This is a genomic window from Pseudomonas frederiksbergensis, from assembly GCF_001952935.1.
Classification (GTDB): domain Bacteria; phylum Pseudomonadota; class Gammaproteobacteria; order Pseudomonadales; family Pseudomonadaceae; genus Aquipseudomonas; species Aquipseudomonas frederiksbergensis.
The window spans coordinates 2,627,605-2,646,877 of record NZ_CP018319.1 but is presented as its reverse complement, the minus strand read 5'-3'; the positions used below and the strand labels follow the sequence as shown (position 1 = coordinate 2,646,877).

19 protein-coding genes are annotated in these 19,273 nt (G+C 54.4%); 4 read left to right on the top strand and 15 right to left on the bottom strand.

The window, feature by feature from the left end:
* Positions 1 to 148: 148 nt before the first annotated feature.
* The 4 genes from sutA to glnK form a co-directional block, all read right to left on the bottom strand.
* Positions 149 to 472 (bottom strand): transcriptional regulator SutA, encoded by a 324-nt coding sequence (gene sutA, locus PFAS1_RS12180; protein ID WP_046045079.1) that lies wholly within the window; start codon positions 470 to 472, stop codon positions 149 to 151.
* A 103-nt stretch (positions 473 to 575) separates the two neighbouring features.
* Complete coding sequence (locus tag PFAS1_RS12175) at positions 576 to 1,001, bottom strand: secondary thiamine-phosphate synthase enzyme YjbQ (RefSeq protein WP_076029317.1); 426 nt, start codon at positions 999 to 1,001, stop codon at positions 576 to 578.
* A gap of 214 nt (positions 1,002 to 1,215) precedes the next feature.
* Complete coding sequence (locus PFAS1_RS12170; protein ID WP_076029316.1) at positions 1,216 to 2,553, bottom strand: ammonium transporter; 1,338 nt, start codon at positions 2,551 to 2,553, stop codon at positions 1,216 to 1,218.
* A gap of 35 nt (positions 2,554 to 2,588) precedes the next feature.
* Positions 2,589 to 2,927: a P-II family nitrogen regulator gene (gene glnK / locus PFAS1_RS12165; RefSeq protein ID WP_002555808.1), complete on the bottom strand. Its 339-nt coding sequence runs from the start codon at positions 2,925 to 2,927 to the stop codon at positions 2,589 to 2,591.
* A 421-nt stretch (positions 2,928 to 3,348) separates the two neighbouring features.
* On the opposite strand from glnK, the gene PFAS1_RS12160 reads away from it, so the two are divergent.
* Positions 3,349 to 3,609: an accessory factor UbiK family protein gene (locus PFAS1_RS12160; protein ID WP_008076132.1), complete on the top strand. Its 261-nt coding sequence runs from the start codon at positions 3,349 to 3,351 to the stop codon at positions 3,607 to 3,609.
* A 76-nt stretch (positions 3,610 to 3,685) separates the two neighbouring features.
* Here PFAS1_RS12160 and PFAS1_RS12155 read toward each other — a convergent pair whose 3' ends face one another.
* From PFAS1_RS12155 to PFAS1_RS29485, 9 genes are all read right to left on the bottom strand, one after another.
* Positions 3,686 to 4,594 (bottom strand): LysR family transcriptional regulator, encoded by a 909-nt coding sequence (locus tag PFAS1_RS12155; protein WP_076029315.1) that lies wholly within the window; start codon positions 4,592 to 4,594, stop codon positions 3,686 to 3,688.
* Between the two features lie 267 nt (positions 4,595 to 4,861).
* A complete protein-coding gene (locus PFAS1_RS12150; protein ID WP_076031525.1) occupies positions 4,862 to 5,716 on the bottom strand; it encodes a DMT family transporter in 855 nt (284 codons plus the stop codon).
* 94 nt (positions 5,717 to 5,810) lie between these two features.
* The gene (locus PFAS1_RS12145) at positions 5,811 to 7,061 is read right to left on the bottom strand and encodes a cation:proton antiporter domain-containing protein (protein WP_076029314.1); all 1,251 of its coding nucleotides are present in this window, start codon (positions 7,059 to 7,061) and stop codon (positions 5,811 to 5,813) included.
* Positions 7,062 to 7,145: 84 nt separating this feature from the next.
* Entirely contained in the window at positions 7,146 to 8,381 is a 1,236-nt protein-coding gene (locus PFAS1_RS12140) for an ATP-grasp domain-containing protein (RefSeq protein WP_076029313.1), read from the bottom strand.
* On the bottom strand, positions 8,381 to 9,253 hold the full coding sequence (locus PFAS1_RS12135) for an iron-containing redox enzyme family protein (protein ID WP_076029312.1): 873 nt from the start codon (positions 9,251 to 9,253) through the stop codon (positions 8,381 to 8,383). Before PFAS1_RS12135 ends, PFAS1_RS12140 begins: the two co-directional genes overlap by 1 nt.
* An 11-nt stretch (positions 9,254 to 9,264) precedes the next feature.
* Positions 9,265 to 9,648 (bottom strand): DUF3291 domain-containing protein, encoded by a 384-nt coding sequence (locus tag PFAS1_RS12130; protein ID WP_232252231.1) that lies wholly within the window; start codon positions 9,646 to 9,648, stop codon positions 9,265 to 9,267.
* 59 nt (positions 9,649 to 9,707) lie between these two features.
* Positions 9,708 to 10,166 carry a VOC family protein gene (locus tag PFAS1_RS12125; protein WP_076029310.1) on the bottom strand — a complete coding sequence of 153 codons (459 nt, stop codon included), beginning with the start codon at positions 10,164 to 10,166 and terminating at the stop codon, positions 9,708 to 9,710.
* A 22-nt stretch (positions 10,167 to 10,188) separates the two neighbouring features.
* A complete protein-coding gene (locus PFAS1_RS12120) occupies positions 10,189 to 10,773 on the bottom strand; it encodes a HalD/BesD family halogenase (protein WP_076029309.1) in 585 nt (194 codons plus the stop codon).
* Between the two features lie 3 nt (positions 10,774 to 10,776).
* Positions 10,777 to 10,938 carry a hypothetical protein gene (locus PFAS1_RS29485; protein WP_156886717.1) on the bottom strand — a complete coding sequence of 54 codons (162 nt, stop codon included), beginning with the start codon at positions 10,936 to 10,938 and terminating at the stop codon, positions 10,777 to 10,779.
* Positions 10,939 to 11,222: 284 nt separating this feature from the next.
* Here PFAS1_RS29485 and PFAS1_RS12115 point away from each other — a divergent pair, with 284 nt between their 5' ends.
* Entirely contained in the window at positions 11,223 to 12,716 is a 1,494-nt protein-coding gene (locus tag PFAS1_RS12115) for a YifB family Mg chelatase-like AAA ATPase (protein ID WP_076029308.1), read from the top strand.
* 6 nt (positions 12,717 to 12,722) lie between these two features.
* Here the strand turns inward: PFAS1_RS12115 and PFAS1_RS12110 are convergent, their stop codons facing one another.
* Entirely contained in the window at positions 12,723 to 13,937 is a 1,215-nt protein-coding gene (locus PFAS1_RS12110) for an aldose 1-epimerase family protein (protein ID WP_076029307.1), read from the bottom strand.
* A gap of 267 nt (positions 13,938 to 14,204) precedes the next feature.
* Positions 14,205 to 16,181 (bottom strand): methyl-accepting chemotaxis protein, encoded by a 1,977-nt coding sequence (locus PFAS1_RS12105; RefSeq protein WP_076029306.1) that lies wholly within the window; start codon positions 16,179 to 16,181, stop codon positions 14,205 to 14,207.
* 376 nt (positions 16,182 to 16,557) lie between these two features.
* Here PFAS1_RS12105 and PFAS1_RS12095 point away from each other — a divergent pair, with 376 nt between their 5' ends.
* Both PFAS1_RS12095 and ftsH read left to right on the top strand, forming a co-directional pair.
* Positions 16,558 to 17,106, top strand: a complete 549-nt coding sequence (locus tag PFAS1_RS12095; protein WP_076029305.1) for an Hsp20/alpha crystallin family protein — start codon at positions 16,558 to 16,560, stop codon at positions 17,104 to 17,106.
* A 299-nt stretch (positions 17,107 to 17,405) separates the two neighbouring features.
* Positions 17,406 to 19,232, top strand: a complete 1,827-nt coding sequence (gene ftsH, locus PFAS1_RS12090) for an ATP-dependent zinc metalloprotease FtsH (RefSeq protein ID WP_076029304.1) — start codon at positions 17,406 to 17,408, stop codon at positions 19,230 to 19,232.
* Positions 19,233 to 19,273 lie beyond the last annotated feature (41 nt).

The following is a 19,273-nucleotide window of genomic DNA, read 5'->3' as shown; positions in this document are numbered from 1 at the left end:
AGTGACATTCAGTATTTATATTGCCTGACACACCGCTATCGCGAGCAGGCTCACTCCCACAGGGGATCGACGCAGGCTCAAAAGTTTTGTTTTACCCATGAAAAAGCCCGCAGCGACGGCGGGCTTTTTCAGCAAGCAAGCGGCGGCCTCAGATAGGCCGGCTGCCGTACTTGTTGTCAGGCTTCTTGGGCGGATCGGCGACCACATTGGCCTCCACTTCCTGCACCTTGCCACCCTTGGCCAGGAACTCTTCCATGGCCCGCGCCAGAGCATCACGCTCCTTGTTTTTCGCTTCGACGCTCGGCAGCTCATCGACCGACACCGCTGCCTTGGCTTTGCCTTTAGCGGTCGGAACGGGCGCTTCACCGCCATCGTCGTCAGCAACGTCTTCCGCTGCTGTTTCCAGACCTTCTTCGGTTTCGTCGTCGTCGCCTACTTCGAGGTCGTCGTTTTCCAGATCATCGTCGCTCATGTTCTACCTCATGACTTGCGAAAAGCAGATTAGTTATAGCCCAGCTTCGCCGTCTGTCGACGGCTGCCGGAAAAAAATCAACCACCGCTGGTAACCAGCAGTTTTATGCCTCTTCACCGTGCACGGTGGCGAGGACTTTACGGGCACCGCCAAAATCACGGTGCTCGCCCAGATAAACGCCTTGCCAGGTTCCCAGCGCCAGTCGGCCTGCCGAAATCGGCAAACTGAGCTGACAGCCAAGTACGCTGGCCTTGAAGTGCGCCGGGAGGTCGTCCAGGCCTTCGTCGTTATGCTCATAGCCGTCTGTTCCTTGTGGGATCAGACGATTGAAAAATCGTTCGAAGTCGCGACGTACCGCCGGATCGGCGTTCTCGTTGATGGTCAACGAGGCCGAGGTATGCTGCAGCCACAAATGCAACAGACCGACCCGACATGCCTTGAGTTCAGGCAAGCCGGCGAGTAACTCGTCCGTTACCAGATGAAAGCCCCGGGGCCTCGCCCGCAGGGTAATCAGAGTCTGTCGCCACATACAGTTCTCCGCACGTTCGGGGCGCATTCTAGCGCGCTCTGGGAAAAAACAAAGGCCCTAATATTCCTTCTATCATGTAAGCCATTGGCCGCAGAAAAACGCTCGTCATAAACGCCTCTAAACGTGTACGAAAAAACCTTTCAGCAGTTCCTTCACTGACAAACTTCAGACAAAAAAATGCCCGGCAAGCCGGGCAAATTTTTTATGCGCGTGCTTACAAGTTGTAGCCGCGTTCGTTGTGGAGTGCCAGATCGATGCCGACAGCCTCTTCTTCTTCGGTAATACGCAGCCCCATGACGGCGTCCAGGACCTTGAGGATGATGAACGTGACGATCGCGGTGTAGATCACCGTGAAGCCCACGCCTTTGCACTGAATCCAGACTTGTGCACCAATGTCGGTCACGGTACCGAAGCCACCAAGAGCCGGTGCCGCGAACACACCCGTCAGGATTGCGCCGAGAATACCGCCGATGCCGTGCACGCCGAAGGCATCCAGGGAGTCGTCATAACCGAGTTTGCGTTTCAGGGTGGTGGCGCAGAAGAAGCACACCACGCCGGCTGCCAGACCGATGACCAATGCGCCCATCGGGCCCACGGTGCCAGCGGCTGGCGTAATCGCAACCAGACCGGCCACAACACCCGATGCAATACCCAAAGCACTTGGTTTGCCGTGTGTGATCCACTCGGCGAACATCCAGCCCAATGCAGCGGCGGCGGTTGCGATCTGGGTCACCAGCATCGCCATACCGGCAGTGCCGTTGGCGGCGGCAGCGGAACCGGCGTTGAAGCCAAACCAGCCGAACCACAGCATCGCGGCGCCCATCAGGGTGTAACCGAGGTTGTGCGGCGCCATCGGGGTGGTCGGGAAGCCTTTGCGCTTGCCCAGTACCAGGCAGGCAATCAGACCGGCCACACCGGCGTTGATGTGCACCACGGTGCCGCCAGCGAAGTCCAGCACGCCCCAGTCCCACATCAGGCCGCCGTTACCGGACCAGACCATGTGCGCGATCGGTGCATAAACCAGGGTGAACCAGACGCCCATGAAGATCAGCATGGCGGAGAACTTCATCCGCTCGGCGAAGGCACCGACGATCAACGCAGGGGTGATGATGGCGAAGGTCATCTGGAAGGTGATGAACACCGCTTCAGGGAACAGCGCCGCCGGCCCGGTCAGGCTCGAAGGCGTGACACCGGCAAGGAACGCCTTGCCCATGCCGCCGAAGAATGAATTGAAGTTGACGACGCCCTGTTCCATGCCGGTGGTGTCGAACGCAATGCTGTAGCCATAAATGACCCACAGGATGCTGATCAAGCCGGTAATGGCGAAGCACTGCATCATCACGGAAAGAATGTTTTTCGAACGAACCATGCCGCCGTAGAACAGCGCGAGGCCGGGAATGGTCATGAACAGCACAAGGGCTGTCGAGGTCATCATCCAGGCGGTGTCGCCGGAGTTGAGGACTGGGGCCGCCACTTCGTCTGCCGCCATAGCCAGGCTGGGCATTACGAGGGACAACAGGGCTCCTAGCCCTGCGAATTTACGCAGAGTCATATTGTTTTCTCCTGGGGCGTTGGGTTTGTGGCGGCTTAGATTGCGTCGGTATCGGTTTCGCCGGTACGGATGCGAATCGCCTGTTCCAGATTGACCACGAAGATCTTGCCGTCACCGATCTTGCCGGTGTTGGCGGCCTTGGTTATCGCCTCGATAACCCGGTCCAGATCCTTGTCGTCAATGGCGACATCGATTTTCACCTTGGGCAGGAAATCGACCACGTACTCCGCGCCGCGATACAGCTCGGTGTGACCCTTCTGCCGACCGAAGCCTTTGACTTCAGTAACGGTAATGCCCTGCACGCCGATCTCGGACAGCGACTCGCGTACGTCGTCCAGTTTGAACGGCTTGATGATGGCAGTGACTAGCTTCATGAAAACTCTCTCCCGAATTGGTGGACTTGCCCCAGGAAAACAAACCCGACTCAAGTCTAAGCGCAGTGCCTGGCTTTGTAACGCATCGTCGGCCTTACCTGCCCGTCCGACGCCTGCTAACCACTCCGCACGAAACACTTCCCCCGTTCCGTTTGGCGCACTGCATTTCGTCACAGTGACTGCATCAGTGCATGGGTCACTAGGCACTAAGCAGAAAGCTTGCCATCTCCACAAAGCTCCCTGTTTTCAGGCCTTTAGCCGCTGAACCCTGCCACTTCACCGCCACTCCCGCTGCGTTACGCACAACAACAGTGCGATGCCATCCGTCCGCATGCGCGAAAAGCGTGCATGACTTCCTGTCGGGATTGACTATAGACACTGCGTGATACACTGCCCGCCATTGTTTGACAGGACATTACCCATGCTCGCGCCCAAAGACTTCCTCGACGCCCTGAGCGGCACCGCCTCCCGCCTCTTCAGCGGCGATACCCCATTGCCGAAAAGCGAAATCGAAAGCCAGTTCAAGGCTTTGTTGCAGAGTGGCTTCAGCAAGCTGGATCTGGTGAGCCGGGAAGAGTTTGATAGCCAGATGGTCGTACTGGCACGCACCCGCGCACGGTTGGAGAGCCTTGAGGCGAAAGTGGCGGAGCTTGAAGCGAAGCTCAACCCACCTGCCGAGTAACATAATTCCCCGCGCGCGGCGCGGGGCAATACCGCAATAAAGAAGAGATGTTCAAGATGAGGGCATGTTGCAGTGCCTAGCTAACGCAATAGAGTTTGGCGAGCAAATAGTCGACCATGACTTTCAGTTTTTGCGAACCGTGCTTGTTTGGTTGATACAACAACCATGCCATACCTTGTGAGGCACCCACGTAATCCCAACTTGTCAGCACGGTATGTAAGCGCATCTCTTTAATAGCCTGGTCCGCCACAGCAACCGGCAGGCAAGCGACGCCGAGATTACTCAACGTAGCCTCAAGAACGGCTTCGCTGTCATTCGAGCAATAACGCCCCTTCACGCCGATCTGAAACTTTTCCGCACCTTTTTTAAATTCCCACTTCTCTCCGGCAGAGTCCTCAGACATGACAATGCAACTGTGCATCGCCAGGTCAGAGGGGTGCAACGGAACCCCGAATTCATCAATGTATTCAGGCGATGCGCATAGGATATAACCGACCTTGAACAACTTCCGCCCAATCAAACCCAGTGGTGGAGAATCGGTAATTCTGATACTGAGATCTATCTCGCTGGAGATGAGATTAATCTCCGAGTTATCAAATATGAACTGAACATTGATATCAGGATATTTACGCAGAAACTCAGGAACAAGTTGATTGCAGATATTATTCATCATTTTCGGAGCGCTGACCCTGATCAAGCCTTGCGGTCTCACCAGTTCATCTTTTAACTCAAATACTCTGGAAGATGAGTGCAGCACTGCTTTGCAGTGTGAATAAATCTTGGCGCCGTCTTCATTTACTTTCAGATGTCGCGTGCTACGCTCCAATAAGCGCAATGACAGAGCTCGCTCTAACTTTGATATCTGCCGACTCACGGCTGAGGCCGAAACTCCCAGTTTCGTAGAGGCATCAACAAAACTACCTGTCTCTACAACGACTGCAAAAGCGGCCATGTAAGGGAGCATTTCAATATGACCTTTATGCATATAGATTCTCAATCCTTCGGGAAGCTGTTTAAAATCTGCGGACTGACAACGGGTTCGACACTCGTGTTCAGCCATAACGAGAGGCAGTGGTCAATAATTTTTAATCGAAGCTAAGTTTGACAGCGTGCCCCGAAGGCCGTTGTCTTTATTAATTAAGTCGCAAGCCCCTTGCAGACTAATAACAAGGGGATCAAGCCCTCCATTGACTAAAATGGCGACTTCAGCGCCTCATTCACTATGTGCAAACGTTTGCTTTTTTGAAACCTCTCAATGAAACAGATGAAGAATAATCGCACCCAGGAGCACCAGAACAATTCCTGCCACTTGGACCTTGCCAAGCCGCTCTTTGAAAAACAGATAACCCAACACTGCAGCAATACCTCCTGACAAGGTGCTGATGACTGTCACCACCGATACCGAACCGTTAATGGCTCCAAACGAAAATGCCGAGAACCCACCAAGGTTCAATAAACTAGCACTTGTGAGCGTACCAACGCTTTTTACCGAGGGTAGCTTCAGCCCCGACTCCACCCTTAAGACTAGGAAAAACAAGATAAACAGTCCAACGGCATAACCCAGCCATAACATGGTAATCGGGCCTAATGTCGGTAGTGTGTACTTACCTTGAATCCAGAAACTTGCGCCATATAACAATGCTGCGAGCAACCCATACACAATGGACACTTTGTTTTGGCGCTTCACCTTTCCATCCGCGTTATCGTGGGCGCTTGTCAGCAGGACCCCCGTCACACACACAGCGATTCCGAGGAATTGGCTAAGCACAATAATATCGCCGCTTGCCCAGGCAAATGCAGTCGTAAACACTCCATAGGATTTCACCAGCGGTGCAACAATCGCGGCCTTGCCCAATGAGAAGGCTTTGGACAGTGCGAGAGCGCCTGCGACTGTAAAAATCGCGGCAAGGGCACCAAGGAACCAAACTTGCAACGGCGCCGACATGGACTTGATGAGATAAACCGGGTAGAGCAGCAGGAGAGCGCTCATCAAAACAAAACCCAGCGCCTGACCGAAAAATACCGCTCGTTTTACGCCAACAGCCCGTGCGTTTAAACCGACTAGAAAGTCAGTTCCGCCCCAAAACAAGGCAGCAACTAATCCCATTAATATGTCCAAAACCGTCTTCCTTTTTTTTGGATCCAATTTTATTTTCGCCTTAAAAATAGACTGAACCCAATAAAAAAGTCAAACATTTTTATCAGTCATCACTAACTTTAGATATAACCCGTATACGCAGCGAACGTTGCATCCACACATTCAATAGTGGCATGGTCATGACGGTGGATACCAATGCAATAACTAGTAACACACTATAAGTAGTCGCTGACAAAACACCTAATTCAAGACCAATGCTCAACACTACCAATTCAACTAGCCCCTTCGTATTCATTAACACGCCTACTTCCATTGCCGTTGCGGAAGGCAGACCGCATATTCTTGCGCCCCAATACGTACCGCCAATTTTTCCAAAAAAACTGCCAACAACAAACAGTCCCAACCACCACCAGACACTGCTCTCGGAAAAAGAACCAAACGACGCTTGAAGTCCAGAATAAGCAAAGAATAAAGGCGTCAAAAACGTACCAGAGAATCGCCCTATTACATTTTCCCAGTTAAGTTGCAAACACGGGACTTTGCAGAAGACGTACGCAGCCACTATGGCTCCAATGGCTTGGTGAAAGCCAAGTCTTGCGGTTATTTCTGCGCTGATCAAACAGTAGCAGAACGCAATAGATAATTGAACGCTAACTCCGCCAGTCGAGTTCATGAGGCGCCAATTCAATATAAGAGGCCGTACCATATAAAAGGACAACAGGAAGAATGCGATCAATAATAGCGTCTTGATCAAGGAGTCGAGAAGGTCCGTCGCCCCCATCGAATGAAAAGAAACCAGAAGAGCCACACCTAGCCAGGCAAATACATCGGTATAGATCGCCGAGGACAATGCATATGAAGCGGATTCAGCGTTGATGTTAGTGGCGTCGGCAATGATCCGTACTAATACCGGCAGCGCCGTGACCGAAAGTGCCAAGCCACAGAACAGTGTGTACGACCAGAGCGCCTTGTCCGGAGCCAAATCCTTTTTTGAAAGGACCGCAATAACACAACCGATCAGAAATGATAAAAGCATGCCAAAGAGCGCGATCGTAATGGGCGCGAACTTCGCTGCTGCTCCCTCGCCGGAGCGTTGAGCAGGCATGTGCCAGGCAATTTCAAACATTAAAAGCACTAACCCAAGCTCCGCCAGCACTTTCAAGTTACGCAGCGATTCGGTGAAAAACAAAAACTCAGAAAAAATGGGGGAAAGCGCTCCTAATACGGAAGGTCCCAACAAAATACCCGCAGTGATTTCACCGATGACGCGGCTCTGACCGAGTTTTTCTGCCATCCGGCCGAGCAATATGGAAACACCTAGAATCAGACAGACTTGAAGCATCCAATGCGACATGAACTTCTCCTGCAAACAATCGCTACAACCTGGTATGTCCTACTCAAAACAAGCACGCGGCTGCCCGACGCAACCGCTCTCGTATCAGGAGTAATGCAGCCGCAGTGTTTCGTGTACAAATCTCGAATGCTCAGCGAGCACCTTGGGATCCTCGTGGACAAGGTAAACAAACCCCCACGTAGACAGGAAGTCCTGAGTATCCTCGATATACTCCCCTTCCTTTACCAACAGCGCCAGATCGTGCACGGAGGACAATTTAGAGACAGCTTCCAATCCCGTTATCGACTTGATTTCACCAGCCTGCGTATTGATAAGGCAACAAATACAAAAGTGCTTTGAATAGTCGATATCAGCCAAATCAACCATCTCCCGCCCCAGAAAAATATCCAAGTTCAGGCTGTAGCAGTTCAGGCCAGTGCATGCTTCTATCAGTGAAGGGACATTCGCACCGGGTAGGCGCCCGTTCTGTTCAATGATGAAGTGGCCTTTATCATTGATTTTGAACTCGATATCGTTAATTCCAAAATCGGCCTCCAACGCCTCGTTCACTTGATTGATATAGGCAAAAGCCTCAATCGCCTTTACATTCAGGGGCGGAAGGGATCGTATGTTTTTATAAATGCTGGGGTTGTTACCGATGCTGATTTTTTCGTATTCTGCGAAGCATAGAATCTTCTTTTTTTTTCTTTTTCCAAAATTTGCCGTAGCGATAAAATACTCAGGACCTTCGATAAATTCCTCAATAAGTGCACCACACTCCTCCTCCACATGCCCTTCATTGGCAGATTCAATCGCTGCCAGCGCCTTATATACGTCAGCGCGATCATGACAAACCTTGACGTTCTTGCTGCCCGTGCCTTGACTTGGCTTGACCACTGCGGGAAACGCCAACAACGCCAATTCACTGTTGAGCATTTGATCGAGTGACACTTCCACAGATTGCGTTGCGGAAACTCCCTGCAGTCGAAGTCGTTGCTTCATCGCATACTTGTTGGCTCTCGCTTGCCGCGTCGCGACCGGATTACCGACGAGCGCAAAATGCTGCGCGAGCTGGTCAGTGAACTTGAGTGCCGAATCCGAACCCGGAATGATGGCCTTGACGTTAAGGCTGGAAAGTTTCTCCACTGCTTCATCAAAACTGTAAGCCTTGATGGATTGACTGAACCCTTCACAACTGTGCAAACGATCAAGCAATCCCGGGAACCTGTCACGCGTTGTCAGGGCGATAGAGTGGAAGCCCTTCTCGCCTATTTCACGGCCATAACGGCGACCGGAACTCACTGGGTCAATGACCACGATAGAGGCTGCTGGCGTCTTCATCAGATTCCCCGCATGGCGTCATACATGTATCGGTAGTAACGAACGGCGACGTTGTAGCGAATCATCACGCCCATGGCCAGTTCCTGAATAACCTCGGCTCCACCTTTGGAATAGTGCTGCAACACCGTATCGAACCACGCTTCACTGTGATGGGTATCAATACCGATATGCGCCTTGTGGTATGCAATCACTTCCTTGGGTTGTTCGAGACGCTCCAACGCCTGAGTGGTGGCACCAAAACGTGTCGGAGCAGATCCCTCAACCAAGCCCATTGCGCCAATCAAACGCATGTTGTATTCGCGGCGCACAGCCCACATTAGGAGAATGTTGCCATTCATCAAACATTCTTTAGGCGGAATCTCGGGAGTAATGTTTTTTTGCGCCAATATATTGCGCATATAAGCTGAAGAGGTTTTGAACATGGAGGTGTGAACAAAGTCGAAATTACCGTTCCCCATTTCGTCCCAATAATTTTCACCCGCGACCATTTTGCAATTGATCGGCATACCCAGCTGCACGACAGCCATCAAGTCATCGAAAGAGCCGTCGACCATTTCTTCCATGCAGATGTAATAAGCTACTTGCTCAAGCGTCGCGCTGTTTTTCATATAATCGACAAAAAAGTCAATATCCTCATTGATCTTCTTTTCGCAATCCAGATACCAGGTCAGAAAATTTTCTCGGGTTGTTGGTAATTCTCGGAGATCAACTTTCAGCTCTTCTGCATGACTCCACTCATCTTCGATGCCTTCTACACTCGCCCGTCGAGAATGGAGAAACTTACCTTGGCCCACCAGCGCAGCCGGATCATTCAAGAAATCGCGGTAATAATCAGCCATAAACTGCTGACTTTCACGTTGTTCAAAATCCATTTTCAGCTCCCTCAGTAAATAACGATTGGCAGTGCACTGGACTTGAGGTCAAACGCCTGATGGGAAGGTCCGAGTTCATAAAGGATCTGCATTTTTTGATGCGCCTCACTCAGTGTGGGAGTATGCCCCTCATCCACCCACCACAGTACGACCCGTGGCTTGGTAATCGGTATGAACCATTCACCGCCTCGTTTTCTAAACTCGTTATGGGGTGTCTTGTACAAAAAGTCCTTTAACGCTTCTGGGCTTTTCCATAATGAAAGCGTGTAAAGATATCCTTCTCCCCATAACTCATCCAAGAGTGTCTGATCTTCATTCAATTCACGCCAGATGAATCCGGGGTGTTGTTCTGCAAGATTGTTAACGTATCGAACGGACTCATAAAATCCGGTCATGAGAGGGTTGTCCTTTCGATAACGCGGTTGCACAAGATCAAACTGCGCCAAGACTGCCATCAACTGTGATCCCACATCTGAACTTCAATAATGTTTCGATCAGGGTCTCGCACATACACAAACGTGCAAACCCCAACGCCGTCGATTACCTGGCTGACTAGTTTTCCAAGCATCCAGCCACCTGCCCTTATTACTTTCGAACAGGTATCGTCCAAATTCGATACTTCGAATGCTAGGTGAGTCAGGCCTTTTGAATTGGCGTAAGCCACTTCTCGCTCTTGATTTTCGACATACTGGAATATCTCCAGAGTAGGCCCCTCAGGGCCGTAACCCGGCAGTTGCAGATGCACACCTTCGAGCTGGGCATTTGCAACGCCCGTGCCCCCGGAAATATTCACTCCTGACAAATATCGTACGGGCCCTACCTGTTCACAATCAAAAACATCTGAATAAAATCTGGCAATCTTTTTCCAATCAGACGCAATGAGATTAGTATGGGTATATTTAACTGTATTCATTATCAGCCGTCCGACTTCTTGCTCAATCGCGAAAAACGAAAGTCTCGTGTTCCACATGACGATCAACGTCGCGAGCGCGCTCCCACGTTGTGTTCAGAATGATCCGACGGACATCTTGAGTCAGTGGTTTTACTCGGTGCAACGTAGTATCTGCCTTGAGTAAATAGACATCACCCGTCATATGAAAATAGGAATCGATGGTATTTTCTACCAGTAAGTTTTCAATTCTGGAATTCTTTTTGTCCCAGTTGGTATGCGGGACACACTCGAGCAAACCGCCGCTGTCAATGCTCGGAGCTTCGACAATCCAGATAATGGTGTAAGGGTAATCGCCCCAATGCCAGCCATGGGTATCGCCCGATTTGTGCTGGCTGTTGATAATATAGTTATCCCACTTCCAAGGCGTCGGTATTACCTCTTCCTTGACAATATTGGAAATTAGGCTCATCAGATATTTCGAATTATAGGCCAGGGGAATGTACCTGCCGAACTCTTCGATATTATCTCGACTTACGTTACTCAAATAGCGCGGTGTATTGCCGGTAGACTCGATCAGGAAATCACGACGCTTGGCGTGATTAGCCATGAGAAACTTCACGTCAGCCATGATTTAATCGCGGACCATAGGATCAACCAAATGATTTATTTTCAAATAGCCGTCGCGTGCAAATCGATGCTGCTCCCAGAAAAAGTCGCGATCCTTATAGGGATCACTGTCAAGAATTTCCAAATGAGATTGATCAACATCTATAACATCCAAACTCACAGACATCACTAACTCCTTTACGTTAGTTGGCAACATTAACAATTTGTTGCGACACCAATGATCCTATCCAGCTTTCAACGTGGGATAAACACAAGCAGCGGAACTACTGTCATTCGTGAAATGAAGTAATACAGGCCAATGTCCGGCGCCGATACTGGCCGTATAAATTTTAAATAATTATTTGCAACATCCTGAAGTATATCCAGCTATCGAATTACCAGCGAACCGACAACCTCGACCTATGCTTTCTAAACCGCAGGAAGCGGTCCTCGTCAGCTCAAGGAACGACCATGTCCCTCTCCATCGTCCACAGCCGCGCCCAGATTGGCGTGGAAGCACCCGCCGTTACCGTAGAAGTGCACCTGGCCAACGGCTTGCCGTCGCTGACCATGGTCGGGCTGCCCGAGGCGGCGGTGAAGGAAAGCAAGGACCGGGTGCGTAGCGCGATCATCAATTCGGGCCTGCAATTTCCGGCACGGCGCATCACCTTGAATCTCGCCCCTGCCGATTTGCCAAAGGACGGCGGGAGGTTCGATCTGGCGATTGCATTGGGGATTCTGTCGGCCAGTGTGCAGGTACCGACTTTGACGCTGGATGATGTGGAGTGTCTTGGGGAGTTGGCGCTATCGGGTGCGGTGCGGGCGGTTCGCGGGGTGTTGCCGGCGGCGCTGGCGGCGCGCAAGGCCGGGCGCACGCTGGTAGTGCCGCGGGCGAATGCCGAGGAGGCCTGCCTGGCTTCGGGGTTGAAGGTGATTGCGGTGGATCATTTGCTGGAAGCGGTCGCGCATTTCAATGGCCACACGCCCATCGCCCCCTATGCGTCCAACGGTTTGCTCTACGCCAGCAAACCCTATCCAGACTTGAACGAAGTGCAGGGGCAACTTGCGGCCAAGCGAGCCTTGCTGATTGCGGCGGCGGGTGCTCATAACTTGCTGTTCAGCGGTCCACCGGGGACGGGGAAAACGTTGTTGGCGAGTCGTTTGCCAGGGCTGTTACCGCCATTGGCCGAGAGCGAAGCACTGGAAGTCGCGGCAATTCAATCGGTCGCCAGTTGTGTGCCGTTGAGTCATTGGCCACAGCGTCCCTTCCGACAGCCGCACCACTCCGCTTCAGGCCCGGCACTGGTGGGCGGTGGCTCGAAACCACAACCCGGCGAAATCACCCTCGCCCATCATGGCGTGCTGTTCCTCGATGAGCTTCCGGAATTTGATCGCAAGGTATTGGAGGTATTGAGAGAGCCACTGGAATCCGGCCACATCGTGATTTCCCGCGCCAAGGACCGCGTACGCTTCCCGGCACGCTTTCAACTGGTCGCGGCGATGAATCCCTGCCCCTGTGGATATCTTGGCGAGCCCAGTGGTAAATGCAGTTGTACGCCGGACATGGTCCAGCGTTACCGCAACAAGCTGTCGGGGCCACTGCTGGACCGCATCGATCTGCACCTGACCGTCGCTCGCGAAGCCACGGCGTTGAATCCTGCGTTAAAACCCGGTGACGACACTGCCACCGCCGCCGAGTTGGTGGCCGATGCACGAGAACGCCAACAAACGCGCCAGGGCTGCGCCAATGCGTTCCTCGATTTGCCGGGCCTGCGCAGACACTGCAAGTTATCCACAGTCGACGAAACCTGGCTGGAAACAGCGTGTGAACGGCTGACCTTGTCCCTTCGAGCGGCCCATCGACTGCTCAAGGTGGCTCGCACCTTGGCGGACCTTGAGCAAGTCGAAGGCATTACCCGTGAACACTTGGCCGAAGCGCTGCAATATCGGCCGACAACACTCTAGCCGGCGTCACCCCTTGGTCAGATCAACCAACGGCGTCTGCCGCACCTCAGTCTCCCGCCCACCCTGAATCTCGCTCACCCGCTTCAACGCCTTATCCACAGCCGCCTTATCCGCCAACAAGCTGTAGCTGATCCCGAACTGCTTCTGTTCCTTCGGCCCAATCGTCGGCACCAGGTTCAGTGGCCGTTGATACCGGCGGTTGTAGGAAAAACTCGTCCCTGGCTCCAGCCCCGTGACATAGCCCTGCCCTTGGGTATCGGTGTTTTTCCACAGGGAGAACACGGGCAGTGTTTGAGTGTTGAAGCCGACCGAAACCCCCAGGCTGCCGGCCTTGTTATGCAGCACGGTCAACGTATCGCCCTTGGCATCGGCGTACGGCACTACGTTGTAAACCGTTTCGTCGTAATCCTTGGTCGGTGCGCGGTAAGTTTGCCAGTCCGGCAGATCGCCTTTGGCCTTGTCGTTGAACGGCGACACCTGTTTCACCGGCGCGGCGAAGCGGGCGCCCTGTTCCAGGAACGGCGTGCTGAAGTTGCTGTGGTACAGCGCCTGGTATTCCTTCGGATAGTCGCCGTTATTGGTCAGGGTGTCGTTAAGGGCGAACGCTACGCTGCCGGGCTCGGTGACCAGTTCGGTCGCGACGGAGAAGTCGACTTTCTTGAACGCCTGTTCTTTCAGCTCGCCGCGCAGGGTGATGGCGTACGGCGGTTTTTCATCGATGTGCAGGGTGACTTTGTTCGCGGGGATGTTGGCGGCGCGACCGTGCAGGGTCAGCAGTTCGCCGTTGTCGATGCCGGGGTGGCCGACCCATTCGTAGCCGCAGCGGGTGACTAGTTCGTTGAAACCTTCCAGCCAGCCCAGGCCACCGCGGCCGTTGAGTTCGATGAAGGATGGATTGACCACTTCCTTGACCGGCGAATCCCAGCCCATGCGCACATCGCCGACCGAGGCCTGCAGGACATTCATGCCACGAGTCGGCACCACCGAGAGTTTCATCGTGCCGTTATCGATGTCGACGATGCTGACCCCCTCCTGCCGACCACCGTGCAAGGTGCGCAGGGTGACGCTGAAGGGTTTGTCGGTTTTTACGCCGAGTTGCTGGCTGGTGATTTGCCAGTTCTGGGCGGCTTTGTCGGTGTCGAGCAAAAAATAGTCCCAGGCCGTGGCTTGGGAAGCAGCGGACAGTGCGCTGAGGGCAACGAAGAGTTTGAGCGGGGTCATGGCAGCAGCCTTTCTTGGAGTTGTGCCATTTTTATAGACTTGAAGAAACGTTTCAGCAAGCACAAAAACAGAGACATTGGTGCTAAATGCCAAGGAAGACGACTAGAGAGGAATTGATTCGCAGATTTGCGACAAATCGGCAATTGAGTCGATGCCATCGCGAGCAGGCTCACTCCCACATTGGATCGACGGTGAACACAGAATTTGTGAACAACCGAGATCAAATGTGGGAGTGAGCCTGCTCGCGATGGCGATTTCAGAGGCGCCTTAACGAAACCGGTCAACCTCATGGCGCAAGTCCGCCGCAAGCTTCTCCAGCTCTTTGGCCGTCACAGCCAGGTTCGACACGACTTCTCGCTGCTCACTGTTCGCCAAGGCGATGCTTTGCAGATTGCTGCTGAGCAGGGTCGCGGTGCTGCTTTGTTCCTGGGTCGCGGTGGTGATGGCGGCGAATTGCTGCCCGGCCGAACGGCTTTGTTCGTCAATCCGCGCCAGCGCCGAAGCGACGTTGGCGTTGCGCGACAGGCCTTCCTGCATCAGCAAGTTGCCCTGCTCCATGGTGCTGATGGCATTCCCGGTTTCCAGCTGAATGCTCTGGATCATCCCGGAAATCTCGTCCGTCGCCTGGCGGGTGCGCGACGCCAGGTTACGAACTTCATCAGCCACGACGGCAAAACCACGCCCCTGCTCGCCGGCGCGCGCGGCTTCGATGGCGGCGTTGAGCGCCAGCAAGTTGGTTTGCTCAGCGATCGAGGTAATCACCCCGACAATGCCGCCGATTTCCTGGGAGCGCTGGCCCAAGGTATTGATCACCGTCGCCGTGCTGTTCAGCGCGCCAGCGATTTGCTCCAGGGACGAGGACGCTTCGTCCATCGACGTACGACCGATCTGGGTTTGTTGTGCGTTTTCTTGAGCCAGACGCTGAGTGCTGCCCATGTTGTCGGCAATGTTCAAGGACGTGGCGCTGAACTCTTCCACCGCGCCGGCCATGCTGGTGATTTCGCCCGACTGCTGCTCCATCCCTTCATAGGCGCCACCGGAGAGACCGGACAAGGCCTGGGCACGGCTGTTGACCTCTTGCGAGGCCTTGCGGATGTGCTCGACCATGGTCGACAGCGCCTGGCTCATCTGGTTGAACGCACGGGCCAACTGGCCGATTTCGTCGTTGCTCGATACGTTCAGCCGCACGCTCAAATCACCGGCGCCCAAGGCTTCGGCTTGTCGCACCAGATCACCCAAAGGGGCGAGTTTGCTGCGTAGCAACCAGACTGCCGAGCCCACAGCGATCAACATCGCCAGTAGACTGCCAATCGCCAATTGAATGCCGACACTCCACGTCACGGCACGGATTTCAGTTTTCGGCATGCTCGCCACGACCGACCATGGACCGTCTTCAAACGGTACGGCAATGCTGTAGAAATCTTCGGCCTTGTCGCTCCAGAACTCGCCCTTGCCCGGAGTCTTCACCAGGCTGTTGATCGCGGGGACAGCCCGCTCCAGTGCTTGCACGCCGGCGATCGGCACCAGCCATTTGTTCTGCTCATCAAGCAACGCCAGAGAGCCGCTCTGGCCGATGCGGAAGCGCTTGAGGTTGGCGAACTGCGCGTTCTGCGCGTCGGTGTAGTCGAATCCTACGTACAACACGGCAATGACCTTACCGCTGCTGTCCCGTACGGGGGTGTACTGCGACATGTAGAAGCGTTCGAAAAGCAACGACCGACCGACGAAACTCTGCCCCGCCATCAAACGGCCGTATGCCGGGTTCGCGTGATCGAGCACGGTGCCGATAGCCCGGTTGCCGTCCTGTTTGCTCACATTGGTGCTGACCCGAATGAAGTCGTCGCCGCTGCGCACGAACACCGTGGCGACACCCGCCGTCATTTGCTTGAACTCATCGACTTCCTTGAAGTTGTTGTTCAACACTTCGGCGCCCAGATGCAGACCCGGCGTCTGGATGCCCGCCACGGTTACCGGCTCGTCCGGATGCACGCTCAGCCCCGCGTTGAAGCGTTTCTCGAACAGGCCGGCCAGACGCTGGGTGCTTTCACGCAATGTGCCGTGAAAGGTGCTCAATTGATCGGCCAGCAACCGGGCTTCACTGGCCAGGTGCTCTTCGCGGGTGGCGAGGTTGGCGGTGTCCAGCGAACGCAGGGCGAACACGGTACTGCCACTGATGACAATCGCCAGTATCACGGCAAGCGCAAGACCAAGCTGTGAGGCGATCCGGGCACGAGGTTGAGACATGACAGCTCCTGGCCGAGCGACCGGATCTTCCTTGATCTGGCTGCACACTCAGCAAAATTCTAATAATGGGAATTGCGTCGAACCTGCACGAAGGTTCCACCTGCATTTTCGGCGGGCAATCGGATTACTTGAGTATTGGTACTCGCACAACCTTCTTACCGACGGGTTTTCTTCGAATAGTTACAAACAGAATTCTCACCAGTCATCGGTGCGCGCAAGCTCTCGAAATAGACGGCTCGCCGTCAGAAACCGACTGTTGGTCGGTCTGGCGGTCGCAGGAATACTAATCTTTCAGGGCAAGGCCTGAATTTGTCGTGGTGGGCCGGCCTCCGAGTTGTTCCCGGCCCACCGCAGTACTCGATAGGAGGAATGAAAAATGGCCAATTTCGAGAAGAAAATGCCGGTACAGACCGACGATGAAAAAACCAGTCAGCAACCGACGGCTACATCAGACCCTTGGCGTCCTCTGGAAAAACTGCGCCAGCAGGTCGATCACCTGTTCGAAGACTTCAATCGTGGCTCGGGGCTGACGCCTTTTCGGCGAGGGCTGTTCGATGTCGAACCGTTCTGGAGTCGGGAATTTATCGGCCGCAGCCTGCCTGCGGTGGACATTACCGAGAAAGATGAAAGCTTCGAAATCACCGCTGAATTGCCAGGCATGGACCAGGAAAATATCGACATCAAATTGTCCAACGGCAATTTGATCATCAAGGGTGAAAAGAAGGAGGACAAGGAAGAAAAAAGAAAGGGCTATCACCTGTCAGAGCGTCACTATGGCGCCTTCGAGCGGGCATTCAGCCTGCCAAAAGGTGTCGATGGCGACAAGATCGAAGCCAAATTCAGCAATGGCGTACTGAGTATTTCGCTGCCGAAAAAGCCGGAAGCGATGAAAGCGGACAAAAAGGTGCAAATCAAATCCGGTTGAATTCGAGACAGCCCTCCCCGCCAGAAAAGCCCCTTGTCGGGAAGCCGGCACGGGGCTTTTTTGATGGGGTCTAAAAATAACCGGGCGGGCGCGGTTTTAATGCCAGTCAGTTGATGTGCATAAACCTGTGGGAGCGAGCCTGCTCGCGATGACAACGATACATTTAGCATCGATGTTGACTGACCCGCCGCCATCGCGAGCAGGCTCGCTCCCACAGGTTCAAGTGTTAAACCAGCATCAGGCGTGCGTGGCTCGTGTTTGACGACCCTGCGTTCTCATGCTGATGCTGAGCCAAGGCCATGAAAAAGAATGAGCAGTGGAATCTGTCCTACTTCGCGATCGCTTTTATCGTGCTGAGCCTCATGCAGATTTTCTTTGGCGAGCGCCAGGCGGTGCAGCCCCTCCCGTACAGCCAGTTTCTGCAATTACTGAACGAGCAAAAAGTCAGTGATTTGCAGGTCAACAAGGATCAGATCAGCGGCAAGTTGCAAGAACCCATCAACGGACGCGATCGATTCTCCACCGTGCGGGTCGATCCGGCGCTGGCGACAGAACTCTCTCAATCAGGCGCCAGTTTTACCGGAATCATCGAAAACACCTTTTTGAGCAGCCTGTTGGGCTGGCTCTTGCCCTTTGTCCTGATCATGGTGTTCTGGAATTTTCTGTTTCGCGGGATGGTGGACAAACAAGGTCTTGGCGGTTTGATGAATGTCGGTAAATCCCGGGCCAAGGTGTTTGTCGAACGCGACACTGGCGTGACCTTCGCCGATGTCGCGGGCATCGACGAAGCCAAGGCCGAGCTGGTGGAAATCGTCTCGTTTCTCAAGGACACGGCCCGATACGAACGCCTGGGCGCACACATTCCCAAGGGAACCTTGCTGGTCGGCCCGCCCGGCACCGGCAAGACGCTGGTGGCCAAAGCCATCGCCGGTGAAGCCGGTGTGCCATTTTTCTCGATCTCCGGCTCCGAGTTCGTCGAGATGTTCGTCGGGGTCGGTGCCGCCCGGGTCCGCGACCTTTTCGAACAGGCACGGCAGGCAGCACCCTGCATCATCTTCATCGATGAACTCGATGCGCTGGGCAAGATGCGCGGCGTCGGTACGCTGGGCGGCAATGACGAAAAAGAACAGACCCTCAACCAGTTACTGGCCGAGCTGGATGGCTTCGATCCCCGCGAGGGCGTGGTGTTGCTGGCGGCGACCAACCGGCCGGAGGTCCTCGACCCGGCGTTGTTGCGGGCCGGGCGCTTCGATCGGCAGATTCTGATCGACCGCCCCGACCGCAAAGGCCGGGAAGCAATCCTCAAGGTTCATCTCAAGAAAGTCATCGTGGAGTCAGGGCTCGATGGCGCACGTATCGCCGAGATCACCACCGGTTTCACCGGCGCCGACCTGGCCAATCTGGTTAACGAGGCGGCCATCGTCGCCACCCGACGTGGCGCTGAAGCGGTCAGCCTGAACGATTTCACCGCAGCGGTAGAACGCCTCATCGCGGGGCTCGAACGCAAGAGCAGCCTGCTCGATGCCGACGAGCGCCGAGTGGTGGCCTATCACGAAATGGGGCATGCCCTGGCCGCCAGCACGCTGCCGGCAATGGACCCTGTGCATAAAGTGTCGATTGTGCCCCGTGCCATCGGCTCGCTCGGCTATACCCTGCAACGACCGACCGAGGATCACTTCCTGATCAGTTGCCAGACCCTCAAGGACCGGATTGTCGTGCTGATGGCCGGGCGCGCCGCCGAAGATCTGGTCTATGGCCAGATCTCCACCGGGGCCGCCGATGATCTGGTCCGCGCGACCGATATCGCCCGGCAACTGATCACCCGGTTCGGCATGAGTGTCGAGCTCGGACAATCGGTGCTGGAACGGCAAAACGCAACGTACCTGGGAGACCGCATGGCCACGGTGGGCGAGAAGGATTATTCGGAGCAGACCGCCCGGGAAATCGACCTGGGTATCCGCGCCCTGCTCGATGAAGCCTACCAACGGGCCAAGGCGTTGCTGGAGAGTCGTCGGGCCGACCTGGATGAGGGGGCCCGCCTGTTGCTGGAAAAGGAAACCCTCACGCCGGAGGAATTCCCGCCTCTGCTGCCGTTAAAGCCAGCCCCGGCATTACCGCGACCGTGACGCGCCGATCAATCGTGGGCGGCGCAACAAGCGCGACGAGC

Bases quoted from the DNA above. Each gene is read 5' to 3' on its own strand.
- PFAS1_RS12150 (WP_076031525.1), bottom strand. From the start codon at position 5,716: ATGGGATTAGTTGCTGCCTTGTTTTGGGGCGGAACTGACTTTCTAGTC.
- PFAS1_RS12125 (WP_076029310.1), bottom strand. From the start codon at position 10,166: ATGAATACAGTTAAATATACCCATACTAATCTCATTGCGTCTGATTGG.
- PFAS1_RS12170 (WP_076029316.1), bottom strand. From the start codon at position 2,553: ATGACTCTGCGTAAATTCGCAGGGCTAGGAGCCCTGTTGTCCCTCGTA.
- PFAS1_RS12115 (WP_076029308.1), top strand. From the start codon at position 11,223: ATGTCCCTCTCCATCGTCCACAGCCGCGCCCAGATTGGCGTGGAAGCA.
- PFAS1_RS12120 (WP_076029309.1), bottom strand. From the start codon at position 10,773: ATGGCTGACGTGAAGTTTCTCATGGCTAATCACGCCAAGCGTCGTGAT.
- glnK (WP_002555808.1), bottom strand. From the start codon at position 2,927: ATGAAGCTAGTCACTGCCATCATCAAGCCGTTCAAACTGGACGACGTA.
- PFAS1_RS12145 (WP_076029314.1), bottom strand. From the start codon at position 7,061: ATGTCGCATTGGATGCTTCAAGTCTGTCTGATTCTAGGTGTTTCCATA.
- PFAS1_RS29485 (WP_156886717.1), bottom strand. From the start codon at position 10,938: ATGTCTGTGAGTTTGGATGTTATAGATGTTGATCAATCTCATTTGGAA.
- PFAS1_RS12105 (WP_076029306.1), bottom strand. From the start codon at position 16,181: ATGTCTCAACCTCGTGCCCGGATCGCCTCACAGCTTGGTCTTGCGCTT.
- PFAS1_RS12110 (WP_076029307.1), bottom strand. From the start codon at position 13,937: ATGACCCCGCTCAAACTCTTCGTTGCCCTCAGCGCACTGTCCGCTGCT.
- sutA (WP_046045079.1), bottom strand. From the start codon at position 472: ATGAGCGACGATGATCTGGAAAACGACGACCTCGAAGTAGGCGACGAC.
- PFAS1_RS12155 (WP_076029315.1), bottom strand. From the start codon at position 4,594: ATGCATAAAGGTCATATTGAAATGCTCCCTTACATGGCCGCTTTTGCA.
- PFAS1_RS12130 (WP_232252231.1), bottom strand. From the start codon at position 9,648: ATGACCGGATTTTATGAGTCCGTTCGATACGTTAACAATCTTGCAGAA.
- PFAS1_RS12095 (WP_076029305.1), top strand. From the start codon at position 16,558: ATGGCCAATTTCGAGAAGAAAATGCCGGTACAGACCGACGATGAAAAA.
- PFAS1_RS12140 (WP_076029313.1), bottom strand. From the start codon at position 8,381: ATGAAGACGCCAGCAGCCTCTATCGTGGTCATTGACCCAGTGAGTTCC.
- ftsH (WP_076029304.1), top strand. From the start codon at position 17,406: ATGAAAAAGAATGAGCAGTGGAATCTGTCCTACTTCGCGATCGCTTTT.
- PFAS1_RS12160 (WP_008076132.1), top strand. From the start codon at position 3,349: ATGCTCGCGCCCAAAGACTTCCTCGACGCCCTGAGCGGCACCGCCTCC.
- PFAS1_RS12135 (WP_076029312.1), bottom strand. From the start codon at position 9,253: ATGGATTTTGAACAACGTGAAAGTCAGCAGTTTATGGCTGATTATTAC.
- PFAS1_RS12175 (WP_076029317.1), bottom strand. From the start codon at position 1,001: ATGTGGCGACAGACTCTGATTACCCTGCGGGCGAGGCCCCGGGGCTTT.